Annotated in this window: 6 protein-coding genes; 1 reads left to right on the top strand and 5 read right to left on the bottom strand. The window is 56.2% G+C overall.

Annotation, left to right across the window (positions count from 1 at the left end):
• The 3 genes from PN477_RS18130 to PN477_RS18120 form a co-directional block, all read right to left on the bottom strand.
• The coding region (locus PN477_RS18130; RefSeq protein ID WP_272147525.1) for an NACHT domain-containing protein at window positions 1-2,567 on the bottom strand (2,567 nt) is incomplete at its 3' end.
• A gap of 42 nt (window positions 2,568-2,609) precedes the next feature.
• Complete coding sequence (cobJ, locus tag PN477_RS18125; RefSeq protein ID WP_272121488.1) at window positions 2,610-4,436, bottom strand: precorrin-3B C(17)-methyltransferase; 1,827 nt, start codon at window positions 4,434-4,436, stop codon at window positions 2,610-2,612.
• Window positions 4,437-4,480: 44 nt separating this feature from the next.
• On the bottom strand, window positions 4,481-6,199 hold the full coding sequence (locus PN477_RS18120) for a peptidylprolyl isomerase (RefSeq protein ID WP_272147523.1): 1,719 nt from the start codon (window positions 6,197-6,199) through the stop codon (window positions 4,481-4,483).
• A 281-nt stretch (window positions 6,200-6,480) separates the two neighbouring features.
• On the opposite strand from PN477_RS18120, the gene PN477_RS18115 reads away from it, so the two are divergent.
• Window positions 6,481-7,350 (top strand): tetratricopeptide repeat protein, encoded by an 870-nt coding sequence (locus tag PN477_RS18115; RefSeq protein WP_272121492.1) that lies wholly within the window; start codon window positions 6,481-6,483, stop codon window positions 7,348-7,350.
• Window positions 7,351-7,454: 104 nt separating this feature from the next.
• Here the strand turns inward: PN477_RS18115 and PN477_RS18110 are convergent, their stop codons facing one another.
• Both PN477_RS18110 and PN477_RS18105 read right to left on the bottom strand, forming a co-directional pair.
• Complete coding sequence (locus tag PN477_RS18110) at window positions 7,455-9,116, bottom strand: NAD(P)H-quinone oxidoreductase subunit 4 (protein ID WP_272121494.1); 1,662 nt, start codon at window positions 9,114-9,116, stop codon at window positions 7,455-7,457.
• A gap of 163 nt (window positions 9,117-9,279) precedes the next feature.
• The gene (locus tag PN477_RS18105) at window positions 9,280-12,222 is read right to left on the bottom strand and encodes a protein kinase domain-containing protein (protein ID WP_272121496.1); all 2,943 of its coding nucleotides are present in this window, start codon (window positions 12,220-12,222) and stop codon (window positions 9,280-9,282) included.
• Window positions 12,223-12,574 lie beyond the last annotated feature (352 nt).

The following is a 12,574-nucleotide window of genomic DNA, read 5'->3' as shown; positions in this document are numbered from 1 at the left end:
GTGTTACTGAGGTTGGCGTTACTGAGGTTGGCGTTACTGAGGTTGGCGTTTCTGAGGTCGGTGTTACTGAGGTTGGCGTTACTGAGGTCGGTGTTACTGAGGTTGGCGTTTCTGAGGTCGGCGTTTCTGAGATGGCGGTGTAGCTGAGTTGAAAATGTGAATGCTTGGATGCTGTCGCTGTAGTGAATAACTTGGAGTAGTCGAGTTTTCTTGAATGCAGTTTCGTTGTCTGCCTGTTCCGGATCACCGCAGGGATGAAAATTGATGGTTGCGTTTAAATCGTCGTTGGCTTGGCCATGACGATGAATGGCTAGCAATATCTTGAGCAGATTTAAACCCGTGTAAATGTCTACTTGGCGTTGTCCCAAGTCAATATCGTAAGCTTGCATTTGTTGCGCCTTTTCCAACGGAAAAAATCGCTTTTCATCAATCGCCTCAATGAATCGGCCATCACTCCACTGCAAATAGAACTCATTTAACCGCTCAAATAAAATCACCCATTGATCATTCTCTAACTTTCGCTGGAGTAGCACCATAAAATACTCTAAAATTTCGCCGCTTAGATGTCCGTATCCCAAGAGGTCATAGACTCGCTCTTTAAACTCACTAGGCTTAATTGCGTATCCTGCTCTTCGCCTTTCCGTCCATTCCATGAAACTATCGGCCAACCGCTCTGCACAGAGAAACTCTCCAAAACTTTTATGAAAAAATTCTACAGAGTTTTCGGTTTCACCTGATTTCAGATAAAACGCCGCCAACGCATTCTTCAGCGGATTTTTGTCATTGTTACTCTGGGCTGCCTCGATTAGTGCCGCTGCTTCAGTATCTTCCCGATCAACTAAGCGTTTTTCAATCATCGAGATTAACGCCCGTTCATTCCCTGACTGCACCACACATAATCCCGCTTCCGCCAAAACCGCCCGTAGTGCTTCGCGGCCAAGATCTGCCAGTTTCGTGGTCACACGCTCCGGGCGCTGTCGTGTTAAAACCCAATCCACTGCTGCTGTGTAGACTTCAACCTTGGCGACATTAACATCCCCCGCCGAGAACATCGCAACATCCAAGGCTCCATCTCGGTGCATTTTGCCCAAGAGATACAACAACAATGGCTCCTGCGCTAACACTTGCACCTGCTCCGGACACCCCGAATCCTGCAAAAAGGTTTGGAACGCTGCCGCCGTTGGTTGATCCGTCACCTGAGACCACTGCCGGAACCATTGTTCCTGGGCTGAATCCTCCATGAGGGCAATACTCACCCAGTCTAGATTTGTCGGCATTTGGCGTTCAATGCCGTAGAGTGCCAGCGGTCGCCCTGTAATAAGTAAACGATGGCCACGCTCTGGATTCCGTGCTGCCTGTTCCTGAAATCGCGAGACTTGATCTAATAATTCTTGGACGCTCCCTTTGCTCCCCTGCTCTAGAAACAACTCATCAAACCCATCGAGCAAAAATAGATAGCGTGTATTGGCATCCGTGAGCCAGCCGTTATCACTCTTGACGAAATCCCAACCCACGGCGCTTGCTAACGCTTCATCAAAATTCCGTTTCAGATCAATGCCATCCCGCAGCCGAATCACAATCGGCGTAAAAATCGGGTGTAATTCGCGCCGCACCCAATCCGCAAACATCCGACAAAAAACACTTTTCCCCCGGCCTGGCCCGCCTTGAACAAACAGCACTTGACCCGCTTTCTGTTCATCCAATAAACGATCTTTGGCCCAGGCCTCAATATTCTGCCGAGGCTCCCTTTTTTGCACCTCACAATCCTTCACCGGCTGCACATCCGACGGCACATAAATATCCTGAAACGTAAATGCCTCATCAAACACCGTCTCCTGGGGCAACGACTGGATGTACGTCTTTAGATAGTCATCAATGCTTCGATAGGCCTCTAAATCCCGCTGCCAACCCTGGCCATAAATCGCCGCCAAATCTTTCGCCTCATCTTGCACCTCGGCCACAGCCTCCTTCAACGACCGATGCACCGATCGCGCAATCCGCTCCACCACCAACGCCGCCCGCTCCGACTCTAATCCCGACTCCTCAAACCGAGCCTGCAAAATCGGGTTAAACTGTCCCGCCAACTCCGACCGATGGAAACACAACAAAACCGCCCGCGCATCCTTGAGTTCGAGATTCTCCCCCAAGCGTTTGATGTTACGCTGGGTTGCTTCGGAGGCTGGCTCCGTCAACTGCGCTTTGAGATCCGCGTGTTCTTCGAGAAACGCCACCACCGTTTGCAAATATGCGGCTTGTCCCACCAATGCGATTTGCTGCTCTAAGGTTGGCTCTTCTTTAGTTGTCTCTAGAATGAACTTCAACAACCCCGTCGCCACGGGCACAAATGGAACTGCCGCCCCTGCCACCTGCATCAACGGTGAATTTAACACATCCAACAACGACCCCAACTGCCCTACCAGTGGCGCGATCGCTGTGGCATCTTTCTGCTCAGTCAGCGTTCCCGCTAATGCCAAAACCTGAGTAAAGGCATCGACACTGCCTTCCATCACCGCTTGAAATTCAATCTCCGTTGTCAATACCGACCAAACATCACGCCAAATTTTCATCAGACCTGCGATCGCGCTACATTCCTTGCATCATAGCCAACCCTAACCCTGCCCCGGAATTGCGTAGCCCCTGGGGGTGATCAGCCAATCGGTGTAGCGGCGGGTGTTGCTGTTGCCAATTAGGACGGTGGTGAGCATGTCGATGGGGTGGGTGAGCATCTCATCAAGGGTGGTGAGGGTAATGGTCTCATCGGGGCGGTAGGCGGATTTGACGAGGGCGACGGGGGTATCGGGGCGGCGATGGGCGAGGAAAATATCGCGGGCAGTGACGATCTGCTGCTGGCGTTGGCGCGATCGCGGATTATACAACGCCGTCACAAAATCCCCTTGGGCAGCGGCTTCGAGACGTTTAACAATCACATCCCAAGGCGTGAGGAGGTCACTCAAACTCACGGCACAAAAATCATGCATCAACGGTGTGCCCACCCGGGCCGCTGCGGCCTGGAGGGCCGTGATGCCAGGGAATACCTGCACAGCGGGAGTCTTACCATCCCAACCTTGGGCGGCCAGCACTTCCATCACCAGCCCCGCCATCCCGTAAATCCCGCAATCCCCCGACGACACCACCGCCACACTCAGGCCCAGATTGGCCAGTTCAACGGCCCGCTCGGCCCGTTGGGTTTCTTGGGTAATCGGTAGGGCTTCCACTTGTTGACCGGGACGGCGGAGGGGCGCGATCAGGTCGAGGTAGAGGGAATAGCCGATCAGGACATCGGCGGCGGTGATGGCCATTTGGGCGGCGGGGGTGATCTGACTGAGAGCACCGGGGCCCATGCCGACGAGGGCGATCGCACCGATGCGGCCCGTGTATTCTGTGGCCGAGCGGGCGATCGCGATCGTCACGGCTCCTTCGCCCTCAACTTTGATCACCTGTTTCGGGACGAGTAACTCAGCGGCCCCGCTGGCCTGGAGGGCGGCAGCTTCGGCGACGCTGGGAGTGCCGACGGTTTGGGCGACATAGTCCGAGGGGTTGGGCACAGCGATCGCGGCGAGGGTGGCGGCGGCAAAGGTGCGGAAGGGATAGTCACGGGCAGCGCAGAGATCGAGGAGCGCGGCTTCGTCCCCTTTGAGGTCAATACTGGCAAGGCCAGCGATCGCATCGGGGGCGAGGTTAAAGTCTTGGCACACTTGCGTTAATGCCGCCGTGATCACGGCCAAACTCGTGCCCCGTTCACACCCCATCCCCACCCAGAGGACGCGGGGATACCATTGCACCGTGGGGGTTTCAGGATGAGCCGGGTGGGGGCGATAGTCGATCCAAACCTGGGCGGCGGCGGTGGGGTCTGGCGCGAAGGTCAGGGGATGATCGGGGGGAAGACTGTCGCGCCAACTGGTCGCGCCGCTGGTTTGGGTGACATGAACCACCGCCGGACGGGCGATCGCTGCACTCACCCCCGTCCAATCCCCCGCCCCCCGTCGCCAGCCCCAGGGTTCCCCCCACAGATCCACCGCTGGCATCTGTTGACCATGGGATGCGCCGGTGATGATCGGGGTCGCGCCCCAATAATGGGCGAGAGTTTGGGCGAGGCGATCGCCCCCGCCTTGGTGGCCACCGCAGAGACTGATCACAGTCTTGCCCTGGGGATCAACCACAAGCACCGCCGGGTCGGTAGCTTTGTCAGTTAAGCATGGCGCAATGAGACGCACCACGGCCCCCGTGGCGAGGGCAAAAATCAGGCCGTCATAGTCCTGCCAAAGACTGGGGAGGCGATCGCGCAACCCCGCACCGTAGGATTGCAGGGGGAATTCCGTCGCGAGGTGGGGCGGCACGAAGAGCGGCCAACCCTGTTCACGACAGAGGGGCAAAAGGGTTTGAATGGCAGCGGGCGTTGTGGCGATCGCCGCCAAGGATTGAGAAATCACAGTCATCGTCAGAAGGTGAACCGGAGCCATCAGACTCCCGGCGCGAAGGGTTAATCCACAGCCGCTGAATCCGCGTCTGCCCCCTCTAGTGAAGCATCAATTTGGGGATCATCTCCATCAACTTCTCGATCCGCCGGCAGCCGATCACCGTCCGACAACTCTGAACTGTTGGAGGGTGACAGCGGCAGAGCGACCCTTTCTTGCGTATCACGGCCTTGGATTTGCACCTCAAATGCGATCGTCTCGGTGTTGTCCCGCAGCCGCTTCACATATTCTAAATACACTTGATATTCGATCGCTTTTTCCTGAGCCACGCCGTAGAACTGACTGTCTTCAGGAACCGCTTCCATCGAGACCACAGCTTGATCCCAAGCGCGTACCGCCTTATCCCAATTTTGATGAGTCTGGGCACTTTGACCGATCAAAACCGCCTCTTCTGCATCCCGCACCGCCGTATAAAAGGCGAGATCTGAATTCCCTTGCTGCTGGCGGGCGTATTCTTCGTAACCTTGATATTCAATGACCTTATCTTGGGCTTGGGCGTAGTTAGGGTCATCGACGGGAACCGCCCGCATCAACTCCACTGAGGTTTCCCAATGGTGGGCGATCGCATCCCAATCCGCCGCCGTTCTCGCCTTGGGAATCGCCTCCACTGCTGCATTAGCATGGTTCACCGCATTGCGGAACGCTTCTTTTTGGGCGTTGGCTTGGGTGGTGGCAACGATCGCCGTTGATGACGTGGGCGAGTTCGCCGTTTCAGCGAGTTGAGCCGTGGTCTCCGGTGCCGAGTCCGAACCGAAACCAAAGAGGGCCGCTAAAGACCACCCCCCCAACGCCAACGGCACGAGGGACATCAGCACCGCTTCGGTAAACCGGGGGCTGCGGCGCTTGCTCGGATCACGATCGAGGCGATTCACCGCCGGAACCGGGAGGGATTTCGGGGCCGCGTTTTGGGGTGCTTTCGCGGCGGCGGGGGAATTTTCAGGGTAGAGGGGGGGTTCGAGTTCTTCGTCAATACTGCTGGGAAGGGGCGCGATCGCCTGCGGTTCCGTCGGAGCGGGAGCCGCTTCCGTCGCCGGAGCCACAGCGGGCAGGGATGCGGGAGCCGCCCCAGCGGGGAGATTGAGCAGATCGGGAATCTGAATCACGTCGGCCTGTTGAGCGATCGCCTGGCGCATCCAGGTTTCAAACCGCTCATCCAGCAACCGTTGCCGCAAAGCCTGATCAAACTGCGCCGGAATATAGCGTTCCAAACGCACAATCACCACCCATTGATCCACCCGAAACGGCGGCGACACCTGGCCCGGCTGGCTAATCCGCAACATCTGCGCCAATTTTTGATGGAGATTATGCAGTTCTAGGGGCCCCACGAGGCCATTGGTACGAGCTTCGGGACCTTGGGAATAGCGGGTGGCCAGTTCTGCGAAATCCGCTTCCCCTTCCCGCAGCTGGAAATAGAGTTCCTGGATGATTTCGAGATTGTCGGTTTGAATCAGGGAAAACAGAACTTGGTCGTAGCGTTCCTGTTGATTGAGAAAATCCGCTTCAACGAGATTCCCCCAAGCGGCGAGTTTGAATTTTTGTAGTTTCAACTGACGCGGGGCAATGCGGCGAATCTGCTCCGGGGCCACGTTGAAATATTGGGGGTTTTTCGCCAATGCCTCGCAGCATTGAGTCAGTTCTGCGTCGCTGTAGTCTATCTCTGCGATCGCACGCTCAATGGTCAATTCTCGTAATAAATGGGGCAGAACTTGCGGTGAAGTCAACAAGTTCACAACGTCTTCGGCACCCAAATTTTGTTGGCTTACGTTTAGAACTGCGCTCATGGTTCAGTGGCTGATTGATGGCGAATCGGGACTCCTCCCTATTCTAGGCCCTTCCTTTCCAAAAATCGCCCCACAGATGGCGTAAGTTTAACGAATTATGAAGTGGTTTCAATTCGCCACTGAATCATACAACACATCTCAATTCCGGTGAAATCTTCTAAAATAATGCAGCCCGATTCCTCATCACCTTAGTCATCCTCTGAATCGCTTCACCGCCCTTCCCTATGAATCACCCCATCTATCGCACCCTCGAAGCGCGTCCCGATAACTATCAGGGCTGGTATCAACAGGCCCGCGCCCTCCATGATCAGCGCCGGTATCAGGATGCGTTGTTTTGCTATGAAAAAGCCCTGGAACATAAGCCGGATGACTATTGGGGCTGGTATCGCAAGGGCACGATTCTCGAAGAATTGGGCGATTATGAAGATGCGATGCATTGTTATCACGCGGCGGCCCAAGCCCGTTCCGATGATTATTGGGCTTGGTATAGCTTGGGCTATATTGCCCTCAAGGATTTGGAGAATTATCCCCAGGCGGCCCATTATTTTGCCCAAGCGCGGCGAACCAATCCCGATGACTATTGGAGTTGCTACCGGCAGGGGGAGGCGTTGCGGTTGGCGGGGCAATTTGATGAGGCGATCGCTTGTTTTGATGCGGCGTTGACCCTGCGACCCGATGACTATTGGACGGTGTATCGGCGGGGGGATGCCCTGCGCCAAAGTGGGGCCTATGAGGCTGCTTTTCAGGCCTATGGTGAGGCGTTACGCCTGCGACCCGATGACTATTGGGCTGTCTATCAGCAGGGGGATTTGTTGCGGTTAATGGGGCATCCCTACGCGGCGTTGTCGGTGTTTCGGCAGTTGTGGGCGATCGCTCCCGATGATGAGACGGTGTGGTATGCGATCGCCCTCTGTTACGGCATGCTCGGCGATGGGATCGGAGTCATCCGGATGCTCGAACCCACGATCCAACGCGACCCCCAGCATTACCTCCACAAAATCGAACAAGACCCCGCCTTTGATCCCGTGCGCCCCATCGCAGCGGTGCAGCATCTGTTGGATGTGTGCCAGGCGGAACTCGATAGCGGGGCTTAACGCTGCGAGGCTTAACTTTAAGGTTGAGCATCAAGCCGCAAAAAAGGGGCGTGAAGCCCCTTTTTTGCGGTCAATTCCCGGCAATTCCTAGCCAATTGGCTGGGTTAAGGATGGGGCAGAATCGTTGCTTCTGCGATCGCCGTCGCCCCGGCCTGCACCTGTTCATAGGTGGCCACCATCGCACCATTCACCGCTGTGGTGCTGGTGTCATAGATCGAGGTGGCCAGCTTCGGATAGCAGCCGATCGCAATAATCAACGCCAGAAAACTCACCGCAATCATCACTTCACGGGGGCGAGTATCGCCAAACACCGACTCACCCGGCAGGACGCAATCCGTCCCGAAACAGACCGCCGCTTGGTTCTCTGTGAAATCGCGCCGCAGTTCAGGGTCAGCAATATCGCAGGCGGGAATAATCTTCGAGCCGTAGAACGATCCGTAAAACACCTGCCGCACCATGGAGAGCAGATAGATCGGCGTGAGGATGACCCCCACCGCAGCCAAGAAAACAATCACCACCCGAAACGTCAAACTATAGGCCGGACTGGTGGCAATGCCCAAGAAGACCGCCAACTCACTGACAAAACCACTCATGCCAGGGAGAGCGAGGGAAGCGAGGGCCCCGGCCGTGTAGAGGGCGAAGACCTTCGGCATTAACCGCCCAATGCCCCCCATGTCATCCAGGGTCAGGGTGTGGGTGCGATCGTAGGTGACCCCCGTTAAGAAGAACAACACCGACGCAATCAAGCCGTGGGAAATCATCTGGAGCATCGCCCCACTCATCCCCAAATCCGTAAATGAGGCAATCCCAATCAAGACAAACCCCATATGGGACACCGACGAATAGGCCAAGCGGCGCTTCATATTCATCTGGGCGAAGGAGGTCAACGCGCCATAGACAATATTCACCACCCCCAACGTCACCAACAGCGGCGCAAAATAAATATGGGCATCGGGCAACAGACCCATATTGAACCGAATCAAGCCATAGGCTCCCATTTTCAACAGCACCCCCGCCAAGATCATCGACACCGGGGCCGAGGCTTCACCATGGGCATCGGGAAGCCAGGTATGGAAGGGGAAGGCGGCTAACTTCACCCCAAAGGCAACGAGCAAGCCCAAATAGAGGGGAATTTCCAAGGTGAGGGGAATTTCCTTCAAGCCGAGATCCACCAGATCAAAACTCAGTGGCCCACCACCATAGAGCGCCAAGGCCAGACCCGCCACGAGGATAAAGATTGAGGCCAAGGCGGTATAGAGTAAAAATTTCATGGCAGCATACTGCCGCTTGGGCCCGCCCCAAATGCAGACGAGCAAGTACACCGGCACTAATTCTAGTTCCCACATAATGAAGAACAAAATGAGGTCTTGGGCGACAAAGACCCCAATTTGGGCGGCATAGAGCACCAACATTAGGAAGTAGAAAAGGCGGGGTTTGCGGTCTACTTGCCACGCGGAGAGCAGGGCAAGAGTGCTGACAAATCCGGCTAAGAGGACGAGGGGAACGGAAATGCCATCGACGGATACCGTCCAATGAATACCGAGGGGGGTAATCCAGTTAAAGGTTTCAACGATTTGGAAACCGGATTGGGCGGGATCGTAATGTTGCCAAAACACTTGGCACATGAGGGCGAAATCAATGAGAGCAACGCTCAGAGCATACCAGCGGAGGGTTTTGCCGTCTTTGTCTGGGATGATGGGAACGAGGAGGGCCGCCACGAAGGGTAGGGCGAGAATGGTGGTGAGCCACGGAAATGATTCAGTCATTCAGGATTCAAGGTGAGGGTTCAACGCGGAGTGATGCGCTACAGAAACAGGTTCATTCTCCCATTAATTGTCCTGATTTTTTAATATTTCTTAAGGTTGTGTGATGATTTTTCGTTATGGTTCACATAAATTCAACAAACAATAAAATCAACGGGATGATGTGCTATGGGGTGAGTTGACCTTGGAGGAGGACGGTTCCGGTTCCAGGGCTGGGTTGGGCGAGGATGTAGTATTCGTTGTTGCGGGGGTTGACGAAGAGATATTGCCCGGTGAGGGGGGTGGTGTTGCCGGCGGCGGTGAGGGGGGGAAGTTGCCAGGCTTGGCGGCGGGCGAGGGTTTGGGGATCGAGTTGAATGAGTTGATTGGCGGGGTCGCCGTCGAGGGCGAGGAGGGGGGGGCTGAGGGAGAAGCGATGGGGGAGGGGGTTGGTGTTTTGGAGGCCGATCGCATTCGGTTGCATCGTTTGATTGCCTTGGAGGCTGGGCAGTGGGAATGAGAAGCCGCGATCGCTCACGGCCCGGCGGCCGTCTTGGGTGATCCAGAGGCGATCGCCGACGCTCTGATCCCCGGCCCCTTGCCAGCGTCCCCGCACCACCGGCTCCCCCTGGGACAAATCCACCACTTGCACCTGTTTCCCCCCCCGACTCAGGGCTAAGAGGGTGCGGCCGTTGGGGTGGAGGGTGAGGCTACTTTCGGCAAAACTGAGGCCGGCCGTTTCGAGGCGAGCGGCTTCGTTGGTGTTGAGGTTAATCCCCCACAGTCTGGGGTTGTCGGTGCTGGACACATAGGCCCAGCGATTGGCGGTGAGGACGAGATCATGAATTTGTCCGGCGACCATGATCTGGTTTTCAATTTGGTTGCGTTGGAGGTTAATGAGGGTCAATTGATTGCCATTGGCCACGGCGGCCAGTTGCCCGGAGGGATCGACGACGACGAGGCGGGGGCTGTTTGGCAGGGGGATGGTTTGCAAGCGTTGGGAGAGGGGGCTGTAATGGTGCAGTTGGTTGGCGTTGGTGGGGATCATGACGATGCGATCGAGGGCGGGGCTGTAGGTGGCAGCGGCGATCGCAAAATCAAAGGAACGCAGTTGAGCCGGAAGCTGCGGCAGCGGTGCGTCGGACGGGTCTTCCGTATCCTGGGGGGCAGTGATCGCGGGGTCGGCATTCGAGAGGGTGGCGGTTTGGGTGATTTGCCGAATCACATGGACAGCGACGCTGTAGAACAACACCAACGTCGCCACCACAACGGCAATCACGATCGCGATCGTCGCCGCCGGCGGTACTTTTTTTTGATTCAGTTTTTGAATCGGGCGGATCACCGTTGAACGCCGCGACCCGATCCCATCGAGATCCCGCAACACCTCCGCCACCGTGGTGTAGCGTTGCCGAAAGTCGTAGCGCACCATGCGATCCAAAATATCCCGCAGGGCTGGATTCATGTTTTTTTGCTGGATGCGATCGTGCCACAGCACCTCCCCAGTTTGGGGATCTTCGGGTAAATGTTCCGGCTCAACGCCCGTTAACGCCTGGATCGCAATCATGCCCAAGGCATAGAGGTCACTATTGAGCCGGGGTTTCCCTTGGGTTTGCTCACTGGGGGCATAGCCTGGCGTGCCGATCGCCACCGTCATATTCGTTTTCCCCTGACGCTCTACCTGTTCGCCAATTTGCTTCACCGCCCCAAAATCAATCAGCACCAATTCCCCCGTCGTGCGCCGTCGAATATTGGCCGGTTTCAAATCCCGGTGAATCACATTCTTGCCATGGACAAACTCTAAAATGGCCAAGACCTCCCGCAACAGGCGCGTTACCTTGACCTCGCTCCAGGTTTTGCCAGGGTGTAACTCGGCATCAATATCCTGCCCTTCGATATAGTCCTGCACCAGATAAAACTCGCTATCTTCTTCAAAATAGGCGAGCAATTGCGGGATCTGCGGATGCTGCCCCAGTTGGCTGAGGACTTCCGCTTCACTGAAAAAGAGGCGGCGGGCTAACTTCAAGGCTTGGGGTGTGGTGCGGTAGGGGTGCAGTTGTTTCACCACACATTGCGGCCGGCCGGGAAATTGCTCATCTTCGGCGAGAAAGGTTTTCCCAAACCCCCCATCGCCCAGTTGCCGGATGATCCGGTAGCGTTGCCCAATCAGATCCGCTGGGGGGGAGGGGGAGAAGAGTGGGGGCGGCGGTTTGGGGGGATCGGTGGGGTTGAGGACGGCGGTTTTTTGGTTGGCGGTGGTGGCAGGGGTATCGGTGGATGCGGTTTGGGCAACGGTGGCGGCGGGGGTATCGTCGTCCTCGTCCCAGGTAGCGATGGTCATGGCAGTGCCGTTGAGCCATTGGAGGGCATCTTGGGCGGTGGGATAGGTGAATTGCAGCAGACCTTGGAGAACGGTTTGGAGGCGATCGCCCTCCTTGAACATCCCATCGAGATCCATCCCTTCGAGATCAATCGCTTCGGGGTCGCAGCCCCTTAAAAGCTGCACCGCCAACACCCCCACACTGTAGAGATCGTAAGCCGGGGTGATTTTACCCTGCCATTGGGGGGGGCTGTAGCCCGGTTGCCCGACCCGCTGCCGCAGCGTCACTTTACCCTGGCCATTGAGTTGCAACAGGCCCAACTGGGCCAAACCGCCAAAATCCGTTAACAGCCAATGGCGATCGCGCTCACTCCAACGCCAACTCGCCGGACTCAAGTTGCGATGGGTGAGGCCCTGATCATGGACCACGGTGAGAATGGGCAACCATTGCTGTAGCAAGCGAATCACCTCACTGGCCTCTAGCCTGGGGCTGGTGTCCAATTGTTCGAGGAGCGATCGCCCCGGTTGCCAATCCTGCACCAGATAAAATTCCTGCTCCTCCTCAAACGCCGCCTGAACCGTAGGGATATAGGGGCTTTGTCCCAACCGTTGCAAGCGTTTGGTTTCCTTCTGAAACAGGGTTCGCGCCGCCTGAAGTAACGTGGGATGGGTCGCGTTGAGGCGGAAATGCTGCACCCAACAGGTGGGATTGCCGGGCCGCTGCAAATCTTCGGCTAAATACTGCTGATGCAGCAAGCCGGTGGTCAAGGTGCGGGTAATTCCGTAGCGATTGTGGAGCAGGGAGGCAGCCATAGGCACATCTTGTAAAACAGCATCAACGATCAAAACCCAATCCCAATGCTTTCATTAAAACTCACTCACGATCCGATCTGAGGGAACAACCTGGTTGACTGACAAAATTAGCCAGATCCCGGAAAGCCCTCACCCTAGCCCTCTCCCTAGGGGCTACTGCTTATACACAAACTGCTCTTAGCGATGTTCACCTTCTCTCGATCCCCCCTAGCCCCCCTTAAAAAGGGGGGGAACGCAAAAAAGTCCCCCTTAAAAAGGGGGGAACGCAAAAAAGTCCCCCTTAAAAAGGGGGGAACGCAAAAATGTCCCCCTTAAAAAGGGGGATTTAGGGGGATCAAACGCAGACGAGGCC

The sequence above is a fragment of the Spirulina subsalsa CS-330 genome (genome assembly GCF_028330765.1).
GTDB lineage: Bacteria > Cyanobacteriota > Cyanobacteriia > Cyanobacteriales > Spirulinaceae > Spirulina > Spirulina subsalsa_A.
The sequence above is the reverse complement of the archived record's forward strand: the minus strand, read 5'-3'. Positions and strand labels throughout refer to the sequence as shown.